At 35.3% G+C, this 19,428-nt stretch carries 18 protein-coding genes; 11 read left to right on the top strand and 7 right to left on the bottom strand.

Annotated elements, in window-relative coordinates; genetic code table 11:
- Window positions 1-131: 131 nt before the first annotated feature.
- The 3 genes from KO502_RS10865 to lolB all read right to left on the bottom strand — a co-directional run bounded on the left by KO502_RS10865 (window position 132) and on the right by lolB (window position 2,927).
- Window positions 132-1,076 (bottom strand): ribose-phosphate pyrophosphokinase, encoded by a 945-nt coding sequence (locus KO502_RS10865; RefSeq protein WP_216022606.1) that lies wholly within the window; start codon window positions 1,074-1,076, stop codon window positions 132-134.
- A 187-nt stretch (window positions 1,077-1,263) separates the two neighbouring features.
- Window positions 1,264-2,184, bottom strand: coding sequence for a 4-(cytidine 5'-diphospho)-2-C-methyl-D-erythritol kinase (ispE, locus tag KO502_RS10860; protein ID WP_216022601.1), 921 nt, complete (start codon window positions 2,182-2,184; stop codon window positions 1,264-1,266).
- 134 nt (window positions 2,185-2,318) lie between these two features.
- On the bottom strand, window positions 2,319-2,927 hold the full coding sequence (gene lolB / locus KO502_RS10855) for a lipoprotein insertase outer membrane protein LolB (RefSeq protein WP_252730724.1): 609 nt from the start codon (window positions 2,925-2,927) through the stop codon (window positions 2,319-2,321).
- A gap of 222 nt (window positions 2,928-3,149) precedes the next feature.
- Between lolB and hemA the strand changes: the two genes are divergently transcribed.
- From hemA to rlmM, 9 genes are all read left to right on the top strand, one after another.
- Entirely contained in the window at window positions 3,150-4,418 is a 1,269-nt protein-coding gene (gene hemA, locus KO502_RS10850) for a glutamyl-tRNA reductase (protein ID WP_216022599.1), read from the top strand.
- Window positions 4,419-4,624: 206 nt separating this feature from the next.
- Window positions 4,625-5,713: a peptide chain release factor 1 gene (gene prfA / locus KO502_RS10845; RefSeq protein WP_216022598.1), complete on the top strand. Its 1,089-nt coding sequence runs from the start codon at window positions 4,625-4,627 to the stop codon at window positions 5,711-5,713.
- Between the two features lie 26 nt (window positions 5,714-5,739).
- Window positions 5,740-6,582: a peptide chain release factor N(5)-glutamine methyltransferase gene (gene prmC / locus KO502_RS10840; protein ID WP_216022597.1), complete on the top strand. Its 843-nt coding sequence runs from the start codon at window positions 5,740-5,742 to the stop codon at window positions 6,580-6,582.
- 73 nt (window positions 6,583-6,655) lie between these two features.
- Window positions 6,656-7,021 (top strand): SirB2 family protein, encoded by a 366-nt coding sequence (locus KO502_RS10835; RefSeq protein ID WP_216022596.1) that lies wholly within the window; start codon window positions 6,656-6,658, stop codon window positions 7,019-7,021.
- A 92-nt stretch (window positions 7,022-7,113) separates the two neighbouring features.
- Entirely contained in the window at window positions 7,114-7,935 is an 822-nt protein-coding gene (locus KO502_RS10830) for a tetratricopeptide repeat protein (RefSeq protein WP_216022595.1), read from the top strand.
- Window positions 7,936-8,024: 89 nt separating this feature from the next.
- A complete protein-coding gene (gene kdsA / locus KO502_RS10825) occupies window positions 8,025-8,870 on the top strand; it encodes a 3-deoxy-8-phosphooctulonate synthase (protein ID WP_216022594.1) in 846 nt (281 codons plus the stop codon).
- A gap of 105 nt (window positions 8,871-8,975) precedes the next feature.
- A complete protein-coding gene (locus KO502_RS10820; RefSeq protein WP_216022593.1) occupies window positions 8,976-9,716 on the top strand; it encodes an alpha/beta family hydrolase in 741 nt (246 codons plus the stop codon).
- A gap of 52 nt (window positions 9,717-9,768) precedes the next feature.
- On the top strand, window positions 9,769-10,266 hold the full coding sequence (locus KO502_RS10815; RefSeq protein WP_216022592.1) for a DUF423 domain-containing protein: 498 nt from the start codon (window positions 9,769-9,771) through the stop codon (window positions 10,264-10,266).
- Window positions 10,267-10,394: 128 nt separating this feature from the next.
- The gene (gene rlmM / locus KO502_RS10810) at window positions 10,395-11,501 is read left to right on the top strand and encodes a 23S rRNA (cytidine(2498)-2'-O)-methyltransferase RlmM (protein WP_216022591.1); all 1,107 of its coding nucleotides are present in this window, start codon (window positions 10,395-10,397) and stop codon (window positions 11,499-11,501) included.
- Between the two features lie 189 nt (window positions 11,502-11,690).
- Here rlmM and xni read toward each other — a convergent pair whose 3' ends face one another.
- The 4 genes from xni to queF form a co-directional block, all read right to left on the bottom strand.
- Window positions 11,691-12,560 (bottom strand): flap endonuclease Xni, encoded by an 870-nt coding sequence (gene xni, locus KO502_RS10805; RefSeq protein WP_216022590.1) that lies wholly within the window; start codon window positions 12,558-12,560, stop codon window positions 11,691-11,693.
- A 2-nt stretch (window positions 12,561-12,562) separates the two neighbouring features.
- A complete protein-coding gene (gene ppnN / locus KO502_RS10800) occupies window positions 12,563-13,909 on the bottom strand; it encodes a nucleotide 5'-monophosphate nucleosidase PpnN (protein ID WP_216022589.1) in 1,347 nt (448 codons plus the stop codon).
- 230 nt (window positions 13,910-14,139) lie between these two features.
- Entirely contained in the window at window positions 14,140-15,744 is a 1,605-nt protein-coding gene (locus KO502_RS10795; RefSeq protein ID WP_216022588.1) for a GGDEF domain-containing protein, read from the bottom strand.
- Between the two features lie 187 nt (window positions 15,745-15,931).
- Entirely contained in the window at window positions 15,932-16,807 is an 876-nt protein-coding gene (gene queF, locus KO502_RS10790) for an NADPH-dependent 7-cyano-7-deazaguanine reductase QueF (RefSeq protein WP_216022587.1), read from the bottom strand.
- A gap of 53 nt (window positions 16,808-16,860) precedes the next feature.
- Between queF and syd the strand changes: the two genes are divergently transcribed.
- Entirely contained in the window at window positions 16,861-17,454 is a 594-nt protein-coding gene (gene syd, locus KO502_RS10785) for a SecY-interacting protein (RefSeq protein WP_216022586.1), read from the top strand.
- A gap of 288 nt (window positions 17,455-17,742) precedes the next feature.
- Window positions 17,743-18,408 carry a GNAT family N-acetyltransferase gene (locus tag KO502_RS10780; RefSeq protein WP_216022585.1) on the top strand — a complete coding sequence of 222 codons (666 nt, stop codon included), beginning with the start codon at window positions 17,743-17,745 and terminating at the stop codon, window positions 18,406-18,408.
- The last annotated feature ends 1,020 nt before the right edge of the window (window positions 18,409-19,428 follow it).

Here is a 19,428-nt window from a genome sequence, read left to right as displayed (position 1 = left end):
TAATCAACTTGGTATTAATTACGGAGGATGTTAAAGCGGGAGACAAATAAAAAAGCAGCCAATAATGAGGCTGCCTTTATTATTTTAGTCATTAGTTACACGGTTAACTTACCGTGTAACTCACTAAGCAATTAGTCAAACATTGCAGATATAGATTCTTCGTTACTTACGCGACGAATAGCTTCACTTAACATACCACTTAATGTTAATTGACGAACGATACCAAGTTCTTTAATTGCTGGAGAAAGCGGAATTGAATCTGTTACTACTAATTCATCAATTGCTGAGCCTCTAAGGTTATCAGCCGCATTACCTGATAATACCGGGTGAGTAGCATAAGCAATAACACGTTTTGCGCCATGTTCTTTTAATGCTTCTGCCGCTTTTGCTAGTGTGCCACCAGTATCAATCATGTCGTCAACAATAATACAATCGCGACCTTCAACTTCACCAATAATGTGCATAACTTGGGCAATATTTGCTTTAGGACGACGTTTATCAATGATAGCTAAATCAGCATCATCAAGTAACTTAGCTACTGCACGAGCACGAACAACACCACCGATATCAGGAGAAACAACAACGGGGTTGTCTAATTCACGGTTTTGCATATCGTCTAATAAAATAGGCGTACCAAAAGCGTTATCAACAGGAACATCGAAAAAGCCTTGAATTTGCTCTGCGTGTAAATCTACCGTTAATACACGGTCAACACCAACACTTGATAAAAAGTCAGCAACTACTTTTGCTGTAATTGGTACACGAGCACTACGTACACGTCTGTCTTGGCGAGCATAACCAAAATAAGGGATTACCGCAGTGATACGGCCAGCAGAGGCACGACGCAAGGCGTCTATCATTACAATTAATTCCATTAAGTTATTGTTGGTTGGAGCACAGGTTGATTGAATAATAAAAACATCCGCACCACGAACGTTTTCGTTTATCTCAACGCTGATTTCACCATCACTAAAACAACTGACTTTAGCATCACCAAGCGGCATATATAGACGGTTAGCAATTTTTTTGGCCAGTTCAGGGGTGGCATTACCCGCAAAAATCTTCATGTCAGGCACTTTCGATTCCTCAGAAATATTTGACATTAAAAGTAGACCCCTTATTAACAGTAAAAACTCGGTAGTGAGTTATTATCAGGCAGTTAAAGGGCAGTAAAGCGCTAACTTTGCTAGCAGAGAATATAGTAAGCACACAAGGCACTATGTAATATAGTCTTTGCTAATTAAGTGAGCAAGTTCGGTAAAGTTATTTGTTCAGCGATAAGCTCTCTACTGCAGAACAAAGTGGGGACTTATTCAGACCCTGCGCAACAAATGAGCTTATCCCTTGCGGAAGTTTAGCTTGTAATGCTTGCGCCTCTTCTTGACTCGAAAAACGGGAAAATACACTTGCCCCGGTTCCGGTCATTCTTGATGGCGCGTATTCTACCAACCAAGCCAGTAACTTGGCAACCTCGGGATAATCTTTTATTACAAGCGTTTGACAGTCGTTATGAAACTCATTTGTCATAAAGTCTTTATTTTTAAAGGCTGTAGAAGGAAGATGTTTGGTGTTTCTAGGTAAGTCTTTTGCGGTAAAAACTTGCTGTGTAGAAATACTGCATTCAGGTTTAGTGATTAAATACCATGACTCGAGCGGTTCAATTGCAGTAAGTTTTTCGCCCACACCTTGAGCGAAAGCAGAAAATCCATGTACAAAAATAGGTACGTCAGCACCAAGGCTTAATCCTAACTCAGCTAATTCATCTAAGGATAAATCACATTGCCATAGCGTATTAAGGGCAACTAAAATAGTTGCCGCATTAGAAGAACCGCCACCTAAACCGCCGCCCATTGGTAATATTTTATTGATACTTATTTCAACACCTAATGAGGCGTTCGTTTTATTTTTTAATAAACGAGCAGCTTTGACAATTAAATTATCCTCATTTTTTACACCAGCTATTGGCGTTAATAAGTTTATATTTGAATTTTCAGTTACTGTTAAGGTGAGAGTGTCGCTGTGGTTGATAAACTGAAATAACGTTTCTAAATTGTGATAACCATCTTCGCGTTGCCCTACAATATGTAAGAATAAATTGATTTTGGCTGGAGCAGGGAATTCGAAAGATTTATTGATAAAGATATTACTGCTAATTTGGTGGGCTGTTTGAGTTGAAAATGGCATAGGAAATTTAATTTATAATTAGATGTTAAATTGAATACTGACTAAATCGTAAGTTGAGTAATGGTATTTTTAGCAAAGTTAAGTTAGCTAATTAAAGGATAATGTTTGTTGCTTATTTATTTTTATATTTAGGATTAGTTTACTATCGACCAATCATTAATGATAATTTTAATTAGTAAATCATCCTTTTTAATCGAAAAGGTTGTCGCTAAACTATAACCTTTAATTGATTGATAATTAGCATAACTGACTTGCCACACCTCATTATTATATTCACTTGATAAGCTTTCAGGTAACAAGGTTATTTCATCATAAATTATGTTATCGGTATTTTGGTAAGTAATGCCTTTAAGCCAATAGGTTAATGCTTTTGTTGGTAATGTTAAGCCCGTTATTGAATAAATAAGTGCTTCAAGGTTTGTTCCTTGGTAAGTTTTTCCGTCTACCTGAATTTCATGATTGTTTGCATCTGACTCAAGCTGTAAAATATTAATACCTAAATAAGTCGTTAAGTTGAGCTGTTGATATTGTTTTTGTTCGTTTACTTGCCAAAATAATGAAGCGCTATTACGCGCTGTTTTTTCAATAAAAGCGATTTTTCCTGTTACTTGCCATTGTTGTAATTGTGCTAGTTGCATTGCACGTTGCTGTGGTGTTTGTTCAATGGTTACTGGTGTTTTTTTATCAGGTGTGTGGCTACAGCCAGAAATAAAAAAAGCTATTAAGACAAAAAAATAGAGCAAACAGAACTTGCCTTTAAAAAATGAGAACATTGAAGTTAGGTCTTTAAATTGGGTATAATTACCATTGGAACATAGCTTTTTAGCCGTTGTAAATAGCCATATGGTTTTAGGTACTTTATCTTAGATCATATTTTAATAGTGACGCTTAGGTTATACTTACCACTATAAGTCCAAGCAAGTGATCTAAAACTTGCCGTATATGTTTAATTAAAGGTTATTACTTTGTCGATCCTTGCTGTTGGAATTAATCATAAAACTGCTCCTGTTGCGGTGCGAGAAAAGATATCTTTTAATCCAGATAAGCTTTCTGTTGCCTTGCAAGAAATGCTCGATTCAGTACAATGTCGTGAAGTGGCTATTTTATCTACCTGCAACAGAACCGAATTATACCTAGTTCAAAATGATGATTTTAATGTTACTCAACAACGACTGATTAACTGGCTAGAAACCTTTCATAACGTTCCTGCTTCTATTATTTCACCTAGTTTATATTGGCATCAAGACCAACAAGCGGTTAATCATATGATGCGTGTCGCTTGTGGTTTGGACTCTCTTGTTTTAGGTGAGCCACAAATATTAGGGCAAATGAAACAAGCATACAGCCAAGCAAAAGCGGCTGGCTCTATGTCATTAATAATGGACCGTTTATTTCAACGTACTTTTGGCGTAGCTAAACAAGTTCGTACTGAAACTGAAATTGGTGCTAGTGCTGTTTCGGTTGCTTTCGCTTCAGTCAATTTAGCAAAACATATTTTTGGTAGCCTTGAAAAAACCAAAGTATTACTGGTTGGCGCTGGTGAAACCATTGAATTAGTTGCTAAACATTTATATGAGAATAATGTTGGTAAAATTACCGTAGCTAATCGTACTCTAGCTCGTGCTGAAAATATGGCTAAGCAATTAGGTGCTGATGTAATTACCTTAGCGCAAATTCCTGAGCAAATGAGTAATGCTGATATTGTTATTAGTTCTACCGCATCTACTTTACCTATTATCGGTAAAGGCATGGTTGAACAAGCGTTGATTAAACGTAAACATCAACCTATTTTTATGGTGGATCTTGCCGTTCCGCGTGATATCGAAGAACAAGTGTCTGAGCTTGAAGACGTGTTTTTATATACGGTCGATGACTTGCAAGGTATTATTGCTAAAAATATGGAAAACCGTCGTAAAGCCGCAGTGCAAGCAGAGACAATTGTACATAGTCAGTCTGATGATTTTATGGCGTGGTTACGAGGTTTAAACACTCAAGATACAGTGATTAATTTCCGTCAGCAATGTTTGAGTGAACGTGATGTGTTACTCGAAAAAGCGTTTCTCCAATTAAAAAATGGTAAAGACGCGGAAGCGGTTATTGCTGAACTTGCTACCAAATTAACTAATAAATTTATGCATGCACCAACGAGCGCATTGCAATCTGCAGCTCAAGGCGGCGAACTTGATAAGTTACTTTATCTACGTGATATTTTTGATATTGAGCAAAAAGACTGATTTGTAAAAACTTTTTAACAGCCTAGTTAACCGAAACAAATACCTTCATTAACGCTAGTTAAATTCTTCAGCAAGTTAACACTACCGCTATCTTTTATAATATATATGAACATGTCATTTTATTTATAGCGTAGTCGATAAGCTTATTACTGTGATAGAATAGCGAAAATATAGTTTCCCTCATCTAAAATATAAGAACATTTTTAATGAAATCATCAGTTTACCAAAAGCTTGAAGTGCTTGTAGAGCGTTTCGAAGAAGTACAGGCATTATTATCTGATCCTGAAACAATTAACGATCAAGAAAAATTTCGCGCTTTATCGCAAGAATTTAAACAGCTTGACGCTGTAACGTCAGTTTTTAATCAATATAAAAATGCAGAAGATGACTTTGCAACGGCTGAATTGATGTTAAAAGATGATGATCCTGATATGCGTGAAATGGCGCAAGAAGAATACAAAGACGCGAAACAAGCTGTTTCTGATATTGCTGACGAATTACAAATTTTATTACTACCGCGTGATCCTAACGATGATAACAACTGTTTTGTTGAAATTCGCGCCGGTGCTGGTGGTGATGAAGCTGCTATTTTTGCGGGTGATTTATACCGAATGTACAGCCGTTATTCTGAAAAGAAAGGCTGGAAAATTGAAGTAATGAACACCAACGAAAGTGAGCAGGGCGGTTATAAAGAACTGATCATGAAAATTAATGGTGAAGGCGTATACGGCCAAATGAAATTTGAGTCAGGTGGTCACCGTGTACAGCGTGTGCCTGAAACTGAATCACAAGGTCGTGTACATACCTCAGCTTGTACTGTGGTTGTTATGCCTGAAATTCCAGAATCGCAAGCGATTGAAATTAACAAAGCAGATTTAAAAGTTGATACTTTCCGTGCCTCGGGTGCTGGTGGTCAGCATGTTAACAAAACTGACTCAGCTATTCGTATTACTCATATTCCAACGGGTGTTGTAGTTGAATGTCAAGATCAACGGTCGCAACATAAAAACCGTGCACAAGCTATGTCGGTACTACAAGCACGCTTACAACAAGCTGAAGATGAAAAGCGTCGTAGCGAAGAAGAGTCTTCACGCCGTAACTTAGTAGCAAGTGGCGATCGCTCTGAACGTATTCGTACCTATAACTTTCCACAAGGTCGTATGAGTGATCACCGTATCAACTTAACTTTATACCGCTTAAATGAAATTATGGAAGGTAATTTACAGCTGGTATTAGAGCCTATCATGCAAGAAAACCAAGCTGATTTATTAGCTGAATTAGCCGAACAAAACTAAGTCACTTAATTTTGTCAGCAGCTTCAATGAACAATAAAACCATAGCAAGCGCTATAGCTTATGGGCAAGAGCAACTCACCTCTTGCTCGGATAGCGCTAAGCTTGATACACAAATTCTGTTAGCTTTTGTGCTTAATAAAGAGCATAGCTACTTACTTAGTTGGCCTGAGCGAGAGTTAACAGTTGAAGTAGAGCAAAGCTTTTTAAACTTATTAAAAAGACGAATAAATGGCGAGCCTATCGCTTATATTGTTGGTGTTAAAGAATTCTGGTCGTTACCCTTGAGCGTTTCACCTGCAACCCTTATTCCGCGTCCTGATACCGAGGTTTTAGTAGAACTTGTGCTTGAGCATTTCGCTGACATTAAAAACTTAAAGTGTTTAGATCTAGGCACAGGCACAGGTGCTATTGCCTTAGCATTAGCATCAGAGCAGTCATCTTGGCACATTGATGCCTTAGATTTTAATCATGATGCGGTAGCACTAGCAAAACAAAACGCAGAAAACCTCTATTTAACACAAGTTAATATCTTTCAAAGTAATTGGTTTAGTGCTGTAGGTTCTCAAAAATATGATGTCATTGTTTCTAATCCACCTTATATTGATGAATTAGATGAAAACCTTAGCCAAGGTGATGTACGCTTTGAGCCTGATTCGGCTTTAGTTGCTCCAGAGCAAGGACTTGGTGATATAAAACATATTGCGCAGCAAGCATTAATGTTTTTAAAACCACAAGGTGCTTTATATTTTGAACATGGTTATGAACAGGCCGAAGCCGTACGTAAAATATTAACTGACTTAGGTTATGAAAATGCACATACACAACGTGATTATAATGGTCACGAGCGTATAACCTGGGCGCACTTGTAAACAGCTAAATAAACCGTAAGCGATTAATTAACAATACCGACTTGTATAAAAATAAAATTAAAAAGGAATAACGTTGAAACATTTACATATCACACTCGCCGTAATTAGTATTATTTTATTTACCTATCGCTTCATTTTAATGATGTTAGCGTCAAAGAATCTTGATAAAAAATGGTTGAAAATAGCTCCTCATATTATTGATACCTTATTACTTGTTATAGGTATTTCATTAGCGGTTAAACTTCATATCAACCCTGTAGAGCAGTTATGGTTAGGGGAGAAAATTATTGCGATATTTGCATATATTTTTACAGGTTACTACACCTTGAAATTAGCTCGAAATAAAGCATTGAAAATTTTAGGTTATTTAGGTGCTATGGGTTGGGTAATGTTAATTGTACGTTTAGCCATGACTCGTGAGGCAATGTTTTTAGGTTAAATATTGTTTGTTAGTCTTATATATAGTAAATAACGTTTTAATCTAACATTACCATGTAAAACCTACTATCGGAGCCATGTAAATATAATATTATGAATGAATTGTTTTTATCCGAATTACAGTCTATAGATAAAGATTTACTAGAAAAACTTGTTTTAGTAGAAGAACATATCTTTAAAGATAGTATTCAAATTAGCGCACAATTAGACAGCTCGTTAGATAGCTTAGAAACTATTATCAGCCAATGTGTTGCTGTGATCAGTGAAATAGAATCACCCTTAGCACAAGCTGAAACATTACTTAATGAATTGTATTTTCAGCATTTGTTTATTGACCGTCCACACGTTCGTTGGCCAATTTCTGCTTATAGTGTTGCTAAAGGTTTAAACCAACGTGCTATGTCGCCTATTGTTAAAGCCTCTTTAGTGAAAGAAATTATTACTGCTTGCGGTTTTGAAACCGATTTGGTTTTTATTCCTAATAAAATTATGCTGCGTTTATGTTGTGATGAACAATACGCGATAATTTTTGATGCGGTCACGGGTGAGTCACTTGATTGGGCTGAGTTAGATCTTCGTTTAGATGAATTAACCGGTGATCCTGAAGCTGATGAATTAAAATCTATTGATGATAATGTTGCTTTGGTTGAACATTTATCAGCTTTGAAGAATACGTTAATTCAAGAGAAAGTGTTTGATAAAGCGCTCATCTGTGTTGATGTGTTATTGTCATTAAACCCCAATGACCCTTTACAAAGAAGAGATCGAGGCTTTTTATTACATCAACTTGATTGTTTTAAAGTTGCTGTTGATGATTATCGTTATTTTGTTGAACAATGCCCTAAAGATCCGGCAGCGCAAATATTAAAAATTCAATTAGATAAAATAGATATTGCTAATAACGTACTGCATTAGTACCAGTAATATACGAGTTAAATTATTCAAAATATTAGTAAACCCTTTGTTATTAAGTGAACCAACTTGAATACATCTTATTAGGAAAAATGATGACAATAAAATCAGTTTCAGTAAAAAATATTGAAGTAGCAAATGATAAGCCATTTGTATTATTTGGTGGGATGAACGTACTTGAATCTCGTGATTTAGCCATGAAAATTGCCGAACAGTATGTTGAAGTAACGCAAAAACTAGGTATTCCGTATGTTTTTAAAGCGTCATTTGATAAAGCCAATCGCTCTTCAGTAAACTCATATCGTGGTCCTGGCTTAGACGAAGGTTTGAAAATATTTGAAGAAATAAAATCTACCTTTAATGTACCAATTATTACCGATGTTCATGAGCCTTACCAAGCACAACCAGTAAGTGAAGTGGTTGATGTTATTCAACTACCTGCGTTTTTAGCACGTCAAACAGATCTAGTGGTTGCTATGGCTAAAACTGGGGCGATAATTAATGTTAAAAAACCACAGTTTCTTGCCGCTCATGAAATGAAGCATATTATTACTAAGTTTGGCGAGGCAGGTAACGAAAACATTATTTTATGTGAACGTGGCAGTTGTTACGGTTATAACAACTTGGTGGTTGATATGTTAGCCATGGATGAAATGAAAGATTACGCACCAGTTATTTTTGATGCGACCCATGCATTACAAAAACCAGGCGGGCGTAGCGACAGTGCTGATGGCCGTCGTGCTCAAGCGGCGCAATTAGCTCGCAGTGGTATGGCGATTGGTATTGCCGGTTTATTTATTGAAGCGCACCCTGATCCAACTGTGGCTAAATGTGATGGACCTTGTGCGTTACCGCTTGATAAATTAGCACCTTACTTAGCGCAAATGAAAGCAATAGATGATTTAGTTAAAAGTTTTACACCATTAATTACCGAGTAAATTACCGTGTAAGTAGCCAAAAGAATAAGAAAGGTGCCAAGAGCACCTTTTTCTTTGATTAAAAAATATTGTGACAGTAACCCTTTAAAACATTGAGATAACTAAATGAGCCAACAAGAAACAATTCAACTAGAAAGTGGCGGTGAAATTAGCCTATTAGTAGATACTGTTGATAATGCTAAGGCACAAGTTATTTTTGCTCATGGTGCTGGGGCGAATATGTCGCATGATTTTATGAACGAAATGTCATTCTTGCTTAATCAATCAGGTATTAATGTCTTACGTTTTAACTTTCCTTTCATGGATAAAAGGGCGCTAACTGGTAAAAGATATCCACCTGATAGAATGCCGAAATTACTTACCTGTTACCAAGCCGTTATTGAATATGTATATCAACTTAATGAAGAAAGTAATAACAACTTACCTTTATTTATTGGTGGCAAATCTATGGGCTCACGTGTTGCGGCAACTTTAATAAGTGACTCAGGGTTATTAGAAATCAAGACTAGCGGTATTATTAGTCAAAAAACTATAGCTAAAATTAAGGGCGTTTTCTGTTTAGGATATCCTTTTCATCCGACTAAAAAGCCTGATAATTTACGTCTTGAGCCATTAATCGACACCAGGAAACCTGTTTTAATCGTACAAGGTGAACGAGACACTTTAGGCAATCAGGATGAAATTATAAGTTACCAACTACCTATTCATTGCCAATGTATATTTTTAGAAGATGGCGATCATAGTTTAAAACCTCGAGTTAAGTCTGGTTTTACTTATGCAGCACACATGACACGGGCAGCGCATGAGATTGTTGAGTTTATTGATAACACTTTATGTGAACCTTAAAATTAATAGCTGCTGAAGTGAAACTAAGTAAAATGAGTAAAGGAATAATGAAATGACTGATATTAAAAATGTGAAGTCTAAAGAGTTAAAAGTTGGACGTACCAATATTTTACTCAATACATTGATGGTTTTTGTTGGTATCAGTGGCTGTTTTTCTGTACTATTCGGCGCTTGGCTTGCACATGGTGGTCAAGCATTACCAACAAACGCACAATCGAGCTTAGCAACAGCTTTACAATATCAATTTATTCATACACTTGCGCTATTTATCACCTTATTATGGATAAAAGTAAGTCGATTAAAAATAGGTGAAGTAACTGCCGCTAGCACTATATCGGTTATTCAAGTAAAGTCGTCCAAGCTATTAATGAGCGCTTGCCTTGCATTTGTCACAGGCATTTTATGTTTTTGTGGCGTAATATACATTAAATCATTATTTGAACTGACTGAGCCGTTTATGGTGCTTAGTAAGTTAACACCACTTGGTGGAATTGCTTTTGCAATTGCTTGGCTATTGTTAGCGGTAGCAGGTAAAAGAAGCTTTAATTAAAGCTACTCAATTTGAATGGCTTAAGAGTTTTTACTGCATTTTTGTATTATGAATTTGTAGTCTTAGTAAACTATTAATAACTTATGCATAGTTAACACTGGTGTATAAGAAAAAGGTAAAAATAAGATATGACCTCTATCGTATTATTTTGTCGACCGGGCTTTGAAAAAGAGTGTGGCGCAGAAATCCAAGAAAAAGCCTCTTGGAATGAAATGTATGGCTATTTAGAGCTAAAAAAGAATCAAGGTATCGTTTTTTTCCATTTGCACGTAAGTGAACATGGTGAAGCCCTAATGAATAAGTTACCACTTAAGCGACTTATTTTTGCGCGTCAGTGGTTTGTGACCATCACAGATAAAATAGAATTACCTGATTACAATCGGGTTGAAGCGATAACCGAAGCATTAGGCAACGAATGGCAATATGCAGACTTACGTATGGAAATGGCAGATGATAACGACGGAAAAGCCTTAAGTAAGTTCTGTCGTAAACTCTCTGTACCGCTGCGGCAAGCATTGCGTAAAGAAAAAGTATTAACGCAAAAGAGTAATAATTCAGCGGATGATCCTGATGGCGCTATTTTACATGCATTATTTTTAAGTGGGCAAGAAGTGATTTTAGGCTTTTCTTTAGTAAGAAATAGCTCTCCGCATGTAATGGGTATTCCACGATTAAAATTCCCAAGTGCATCACCTAGCCGTTCTACATTAAAACTTGATGAAGCTTTTTTATATTTTATTCCTCGTGAAGAGTGGGATGAGCGTTTAACATCAGGCATGAATGCTGTTGATTTAGGCTCTGCACCAGGCGGTTGGACTTATCAATTAGTTCGTCGTGGCATGATGGTTACCGCTATTGATAACGGCCCTATGGCTGAATCATTAATGGAAACGGGTCAAGTAAAGCATAAGATGATGGACGGTTTTAAATACTTACCAATGAAGCAAAATGTTTATTGGTTGGTATGTGATATGATTGAAAAACCACAACGAGTAGCTAAGTTAATGAGTGATTGGTTGCTACATGGCCACTGTAAAGAAGCCATGTTCAACTTAAAGTTACCGATGAAAGGCCGTTATCAACAAGTCACTGAAGACTTACAATCAATTAAAGATGCCTTTAGCGAGCACAAAGTAAAATATGAGCTGTACGCTAAACACCTTTATTATGATCGTGAAGAAGTTACTGTTCATGCTCGTTTACTTTCTCCTGCGCCTTTGAGTAATAAAGAGTAATAAAAGGGCTAGCAAGCTTATAGTTGTTTGAGTAAATTAAGCTAGACTAAGTCCGGTTAAGCTTAGTTAAAATTAAGTTAAGTTAATAAAAAAAGCTATCAAGTGTAAACTTGATAGCTTTTTTATTATGTATCGATAATTTTTCAATCTCACTTATCTTAAATAATCTTACCTGCTAATTGATGTTTATTAATCACCTTGGTGATTAATATTGATTACATTATTGTTCGGAGTAAATTCACTACTTGTAGTTAATCGTATATCCTTTAAATTAAAACCGAGAGGAATATCTTGTTTTAAGGTTAATAGCTTTTTCGCTAATTCCATTTTTTCAGTACTTTCAGTTAGTTTCTTAGCCAAACTACTTTTTAAATTAGGTGCATTAAGTAATGCTTTTAACGAACCGTATTGATTAATTAATTTTGCTGCATTAACTTGCCCAATGCCTTCGACACCTTCTATTTTATTAGTATTATCTCCGGTTAAGGTCCAAAAATCGATAAGCTGTGAAGACTTAACATTAAACTTATTTTGTACATGCGCTTCATCTAAATAACGACGGTTAAAGTAATCATAAAGTTGAATGTTTGGATTAAGTAAAGGTAAGTAGCCTTTGTCAGTAGAAATTATGGTCACCTTTTGCCCATAAAGTGCCATTTTTACGGCTAAGGTAGCAATAATATCATCGGCTTCATCTTCCTCTGATGTTAATGAGTCAACACCTTGTTCCATAAAGGCATCTTGTATTTCAGGTAATTTATTAGCAAGCGACTCCGGCATCTTTTTTCTACCTTGCTTATAACCTGAAAAAAGTTGATAACGCCAACAAGGTTGCTGAGAATCAAATACCGCAAGGGCATGGGTAGGCTGAAGCTGGTTAATGATTTTAATGAGTGCATTTACGCAGGTATTTTGGGTATTAAAAAGTACTTGCTTTTGCGTACTTGGTGATAATTTTTCGTCGCTGCGCTGCTTAATTTGTGTGAACGGGCGCTCTTGCACCGCGTACACACGACGAATTAAATTTAGGGCATCAATAAGAACTAAATGAGCACCCAATGTTAACCCTCAATGACTTTATAACAAGGAATGTATTTACTACCAGGTAACTTCATACGGCCTTGACTGACAAATGAAGCCAGCAACTTGTCCATTAACTTCATTATTTTTTTATCGCCTGATATTTCAAAAGGACCAAACTCTTTTATAGCTTGAATGCCTCCTGATTTAACATTACCGGCGACAATACCAGAAAATACTCGTCGTAAGTTTGCAGCTAGCTCTGCTGTTGGCAGTTCATGGCTGATATTTAAGTTAGACATATTCTCATGATTGGGCTCAAAAGGATGTTGAAAGTCTTCAGTTATGCTAAGTGACCAGTTAAAATGAAAAGCATCACCTGTTTCTTTTCGGTGGGCAATAACTTTATCTTGCCCAAGTTTTAATAATTGTGCAACTTTGGCGGCGTCATCAACAACTATTTGGTATAAAGATTGTGCTTTTTCACCTAATGTAGCACCAATAAATGCATCAATTTCTTCAAAATACGGCATAGACTCTTCAGGACCGGTAAGTATTATCGGTAATTGTTGTGCAGCATTTTTCTCGTTTAACATGATACCTAATACATAAAGTAGTTCTTCTGCTGTTCCAGCACCGCCTGGAAAAATAATAATACCATGAGACATACGTACAAAAGCTTCTAAACGTTTTTCAATATCAGGCATGATCACTAGTTCATTGACTATCGCATTAGGCGGCTCTGCAGCAATAATACTAGGCTCAGTTAAACCAATATATCGACCTGTTTTGATACGTTGCTTTGCATGACCAATTGTAGCTCCTTTCATCGGGCCTTTCATGGCGCCAGGGCCACAACCTGTACAAATGTTAAAGCCACGCAAGCCCAGTTGATATCCCACATCTTTAGTATATTTATATTCAGGATGTTTGATTGAGTGACCGCCCCAGCAGGTGACTAAATTAGGCTCTGTTTCTGGTAAAATAGCGTTAGCATTACGTAAAATATCAAAAGTTGCATCGGTAATTTCTTGTGATGAATTTGGAATTTTTCGATATTGACTATGAAGAAATAAAATATCACGCATCACCGCAGAAAGATGCTCTCTAATACCGCGAATAATTTTATCATCAACAAAAGCATCAATAGGCGCATTCTCTAAATCTATTTTAACACCACGCTCTCGACGTAATACTTGAATTTCAAAAGTAAGGTGTTTTTGATATATCGCTTCAGCGTCATCGGTTGCTGAGCCTGAATTAAGTACAGCAAGCGAACAGTTTCGGTAAAGTTGATACAAAGTGCTCGTGGATGATTTCTGAAGCTGGTTTACTTCAGATTGAGATAACAAATTCATGTTTCCAACAGGGTTAATCTGTGTATGCATAAGGAGTTCCTTTTATGCTTGTAACAAAAAATTAAGATAAATTAGAATGGGTTAATGGAGTATCAGACATAGTGTTTAAGTGGATTTAAGTTTTACAATGTATGGCTTTAACTATAAACCATTTTATTAATGAATATATTAATGAATACATTAATTATTAAGGTTTATTGTTAATAACTTACAAAGTAGTTNNAACTACTTTGTAAGTTATTGTTTCTTGAATTCAGACTTTACGGAAAATAGATAACTTGATTTTTCCCCTCTCTTTTAGCTTTATACATTGCTTGATCAGCACGCTCAAATGCTAGATCTATATTATCATCTGTTTGTATATGTGTTGCGCCAATTGATAGTGTAATACTTACTTTATTGTCTTTAAATTTAAATGGCAGACGAGCCACTGCATTATTTAAGCCGTTAAGCTCCGTTAACAATGACTCTTTTGGCTCGTTAGAATAAATTAATACAAACTCTTCACCACCATATCGGCCTACAAATACGTCTTTAGCAACATTTTTTACTATGGTGTTAGCAATTACTTGTAATGTTTTATCTCCTGCAGTGTGACCATAAGTATCATTAATGTTTTTAAAATCATCAATATCAATGACTACTAAAGCAAGCCCAAAGGGTTTGTGATGAAAGCGTATCATCGCTTTAGAGAAATAATCATCAAATGCTGCTCTATTCGCAAGTTTTGTTAGCGCATCTTGCATACTTTTTTGGTGTTGTAATGCTAGGCTTTCTTCAAACACTTTACTTTGCTTTTCAAGTATTTCTACTTTTAATGACATTTCTTTAAGTTTATCGGAAAGTTGTTTTTGACTATATTGTTCAAATTTAGATTTTTGCTCTAGTGTTTTGGTTATAAATTGAAGTTTTTCATTTATATCTTCTTTCACTTCATTTAGTGAGAGTGCTTTTTCTACACTACCAGTCATATCTGTTATTTGTGCTTGTAATTTTTTATTTATTTTTTCATGGGTAACTTGAGAGCTATCATGAGAATCAATAGTTTCCTTCACTGCCGTTTGCACTGTTGTTAAGGTAGCACTAAGGTGGGTTAGAAAGTTTTTTGCACTGTTTTGCTCATCTTTAAAGTCTGCAACAATAACATCAAAAATTTCAATAAGGTGTCGTAATACTGCGTCACTAGACTGGTCAGCCATGAGCTTTTTCTTGATCGCTAATAAATCATTTGTGTGTTTTTTAGAAAGCGGTAATGAACTGAGTGACTGTGATATTTTTTCAAGTAAACTGGTATCAAATAAATCTTCGTTATTGGTTAATTTAGTTGCAGTAGGTGTTATAGCTGGGGGTTGTAATAGGCCTTTGCTAGATAATGTGCTTTTTGATTTTAATGCAAGATCATAAAAAGTTAATAACTGACTTAATAAGGGAATATATTGAATTAAGGCATCTTTACTTTCTTTTGTTTCTGCTAGTAATGCACGTAAATCTCTTCGTAAGTTATCTGGTAAGCCATTTACTTGTTGTAAGCTTTGTCCTGCTTGATTAAATTGCTCATGCATGTGAGCAATATTTTTTGCGTTAGTCACACTATGCTGTTGTAATAACTTAGAAATAATAGTGATTTTTTCTGCAATATCAGAAATTGGTGCCGATTTGGTAAATAAGGTTCTTAATTGAGCTAAACGGTTGTCTAATTCAATATCCATACCTTTGGATATGAGTGTTAATTTGCTAATAAACTGAATGAGTAGACTAGATTGTTGATTAAAGTCGTCTTCTAATAAACTACGAGACTCAATAGCAGTATCAAGCTTCTTCTTTAGTGTTACCAGCTGCTTTTGAGCAACAGAAGTATCATTCATAGAACCAATCTATCCTTAATTAGAATACTTTAAACAGCTACAAATTAAAGGCTGTAGCTGTATTGTTATTATCGATTAATATACCTAAGTATAAGACAATTTAAAAATAAAAAACTATATTTATCAATATTCTGAAAAATATTTATTCGATAGTTAATTTTTACTTATTTTATGACTGAAAAGTAAATTATTGGCGTAAAGTTCTAGCAAAAGGCGCTTGCGTAATATGAGTACTTCTAAATGGGTTGATATCTAGGCCGCCACGTCGAGTATAACGCGCAAAAACCGTTAGTTCTTCAAGTTGACAAAACTGTTGTAAATCGCAATAAATCCTTTCAACACATTGTTCATGAAATTCATTGTGTTGTCGAAAAGATATTAAATACTGTAATAGTTCAGCGTGGTTTATTGGTTTACCACGATAATGGATATAAATACTCGCCCAATCAGGTTGGTTTGTTATTAAACAGTTAGACTTAAGTAAGTGGCTTACTAAATGCTCTTCAACTGAGTCTTCACTACCGTCATTATTTTGTGCTGAGTTTAATAGCTCAGGGGTATATTCATAGTTATCTACGTTGATATCTGCACCATCAATACAAACATTTTTTTCATTACTTTTCGAAATATCTAATGCAGGGCAATGATCAACACCAAATAAGCTAACCTTTGCAGGAGATCCTGATATTTTAGATAGATCGTCAATTAATGTTTTTTCTACGGCTTTAACGCTAGTAAAACGTGTTTGATTAAAGCTGTTTAAATAAAGTTTAAATGATTTAGACTCTACAATGTTTTCACTGGTGCAAGCAAAGCGAAACTCAGCAACAGCAACTATTGGCTTGCCTTTGTCATTAAGCCATGACAATTCATAACCGTACCAAACATCTTCGCCAACAAAAGGTAAATTACTTTCGGTAGCATTCTGAAATAAACCTAAATCGTCACGATTTAAACTTCTTGGTACTCCTTGTAGCAAATCTGCGTTATATTCGCTGCAATACTTTGTACTCTTACCTAATGTTAATTGACTTAATTCTGTTGAGTTTTGATAATTGGCCATAATTTTTCAGTAGTTACTTTATATATTATTATTTTAAAGGATCTTTTCTTGATATGACATCTACAAATACAACTTTAGCGCAAACGCTTTTAAATTTTAGTGTTGAATATGCGCAACAACATAAAACTAAAGTAGGGCACCTACCAACGGTAGAACATGATGATGCATGGTTATCTGACTGTGAGCAAGGAGCACATGATGACAGTCACCATTATTGGCAGCCAGTAGCGATAGATAGCTTAATTGATATTAATAAAAAAGAGTTAACATTTGCTAATGTTGAGTCAGCCCTTAACTTTGAATTACATCATGATATTAAAACCTATTTTACCACAATTTTTAGTGGTGACATTGATGCTGTTTGTAGTGAAGGTGAGTTATCACTACTATTTGCTTGGAATCCTGAAGACTTTGCGCGTTTACAAGAGAATATTATTGGTCATATTTTAATGAAGCAAAGATTAAAACAACCGGTCACGATATTTTTTGCGGTAACGGATGAAGAAGATATGATCATTTCAGTGGATAACGAAAATGGCGAAGTTTGGGTTGAAGCTGTTGGCTGTAAACCACATAAAAAATTAAGTAATTCGTTAACTGACTTTATTAAGCAATTAACGCCACAAGTAAATACTGATGTTCAATGATGAGCTAACCCCTTATAAATATATTCTACTATTATAAAGTGCAAACTTAATTACTTTATAGAATTTAAGCTTGGGGTTTAATACTGATTAAATAAAGTTTAACACCGAAGTATTTACATAAAGCAATAACTATAAAAATGTGCTTTTGAGATTACTGTCTTGTGATTAGTGTTATTGTACTAAAAATAAGGGCTTATTACGGGGAGTTATTCTATTTGACCTTTTTTAATTTTTACTGTTATTGTACCTTGTTGCGTTAAAAATACATCATCGGAATAGGAGTCTATAATGAGTGATAAAGTATCAGAAGAAACTAGTATTGATAGTACTAAAAATCAAGACGTTAAAGTTCAAGCAACTTACTTAAGTGCTCATGAATTAAAATTAGCTGCCTCTCTTTTATATCAAGCCTATCATGATGATCCTGTATTTTTAGACATATTTAATAGTGAAAAAAGTGATTATGAACAACGTCTTAGAGGAGCGATTAGAGAAGAGTTAAATGCTTTTTGGCAAGCAAAACAACCCATGGTTGGTTTATATCTCGGTGAAACCATGGTAGGTGTTGCTTGTATTAATAGTCCAGATGAAACCTTAGAAAGTGAACGTTTCTGGCATTGGCGTTTAAAAATGTTATTAAATGCCGGTTATTTTAGTACTAAACAAATGATGCAAAAAGAACAAAAAGTATTAGCTGCAGTGCCGTTAAATACTTTTCATTTCTTATCTTTTATTGCCGTCCACCCACTACATCAGCATCATGGTTTTGGTCATTACTTAATGGCAGCCGTTAACACAGTTCTTGAAGAGCACCCTAAGAGTGAAGGGGTTGCTGTGTATGCTACGTCAGGAAAATTTAAAGAGTTTTTTAAAAATGAAGGTTATCAAACAGTGCAAGAAGTAACTGTTGGTAATGTTTGTGGTGCTGTTATGGTTCACCAGAGAGCATCATAGTAATCAATAAATATTTATCATAAATACATCACTTTTAGTGATCTTTTTTTTAAAGCAGTACTGAGAAGTGCTGCTTTTTTTGTAATACATGTCTTACATTGTTGTGAGATATATTGGCAATAAGTGTTGTTTTTTAGCTCGTTAAAATAATAACTATTTGTTTTATTAGTACTTTATTTCTCTTTCGATAAGTTACAATGTTTTTACAATTGATTATTTTCGGTAATAGAGCATCGATAACTAATATTTAGGTGTACTATTAATTCTGTCAGGACGACAAGGAACAGGAAGTTTCTAAAAACTTAATACTAATTAAATAATTAGGTTTAAGTTATCAAGGACGTTACTGGTTACGGTTAAGGATTAAGTAGCTTAAGGACTTACCTAGTATGGTAAAAAGTTCATGGATTGAGCAGGTGGGATGCAACGGATGCAATTCAAGGAAGATATAAGCAAGGATGCTTAACGTAAAAAATTATCGTAGAGTCGATAATAAAGGACAGCCAAAAGCAGGATGCTTTACTTATAAATAACTTATTTTGATAAATAGTTAAGTAACTTTATAAAATGGTATTAAAAGGAAGAGCTTTAAGGACGAAGTGTAGCGGTAGGAAGCCGCTATGGATGAAAGAGGATGCTGTAACAAGGAAGTAACTCGGAAAGGATTACCAAGTTAAGAAAGTACTTATTAAGGATAATTAATTAAGGACGATTATAACAAGTTAATTTAACGTACCTTACAAGGAGATATGAGATCGTTAACTATGTAAAACCGTATAAGCTAGTAATCAAATGCGACTCATTGAGTCGCATTTTTTATGCCCCCAATATCTTATCTCTTTAATTAATACCAAGTTGATTAAGTTCTTTCCCACTCAGCGAAAGTTAAAAGGCTTAGAGGCAAGGCATTGATTGAAGAGAATGGTTATTCAGGAGAATAAGCTCCTGCATTCTCTTAGTAAGCTACATCCATGTAGCGTCCTTGTCAAAATCAATAACGCAGCATGTAAGCCTTTTAAA

Source organism: Colwellia sp. E2M01 (assembly GCF_018860585.1).
GTDB lineage: Bacteria > Pseudomonadota > Gammaproteobacteria > Enterobacterales > Alteromonadaceae > Colwellia.
The sequence above is the reverse complement of the archived record's forward strand: the minus strand, read 5'-3'. Positions and strand labels throughout refer to the sequence as shown.

Excerpts from the sequence above, each read along its gene's own strand:
- ispE (WP_216022601.1), bottom strand. The coding sequence starts at position 2,184 with ATGCCATTTTCAACTCAAACAGCCCACCAAATTAGCAGTAATATCTTT.
- prfA (WP_216022598.1), top strand. The coding sequence starts at position 4,625 with ATGAAATCATCAGTTTACCAAAAGCTTGAAGTGCTTGTAGAGCGTTTC.
- prmC (WP_216022597.1), top strand. The coding sequence starts at position 5,740 with ATGAACAATAAAACCATAGCAAGCGCTATAGCTTATGGGCAAGAGCAA.
- KO502_RS10830 (WP_216022595.1), top strand. The coding sequence starts at position 7,114 with ATGAATGAATTGTTTTTATCCGAATTACAGTCTATAGATAAAGATTTA.
- kdsA (WP_216022594.1), top strand. The coding sequence starts at position 8,025 with ATGATGACAATAAAATCAGTTTCAGTAAAAAATATTGAAGTAGCAAAT.
- KO502_RS10820 (WP_216022593.1), top strand. The coding sequence starts at position 8,976 with ATGAGCCAACAAGAAACAATTCAACTAGAAAGTGGCGGTGAAATTAGC.
- KO502_RS10815 (WP_216022592.1), top strand. The coding sequence starts at position 9,769 with ATGACTGATATTAAAAATGTGAAGTCTAAAGAGTTAAAAGTTGGACGT.
- rlmM (WP_216022591.1), top strand. The coding sequence starts at position 10,395 with ATGACCTCTATCGTATTATTTTGTCGACCGGGCTTTGAAAAAGAGTGT.
- ppnN (WP_216022589.1), bottom strand. The coding sequence starts at position 13,909 with ATGCATACACAGATTAACCCTGTTGGAAACATGAATTTGTTATCTCAA.
- KO502_RS10795 (WP_216022588.1), bottom strand. The coding sequence starts at position 15,744 with ATGAATGATACTTCTGTTGCTCAAAAGCAGCTGGTAACACTAAAGAAG.
- queF (WP_216022587.1), bottom strand. The coding sequence starts at position 16,807 with ATGGCCAATTATCAAAACTCAACAGAATTAAGTCAATTAACATTAGGT.
- syd (WP_216022586.1), top strand. The coding sequence starts at position 16,861 with ATGACATCTACAAATACAACTTTAGCGCAAACGCTTTTAAATTTTAGT.
- KO502_RS10780 (WP_216022585.1), top strand. The coding sequence starts at position 17,743 with ATGAGTGATAAAGTATCAGAAGAAACTAGTATTGATAGTACTAAAAAT.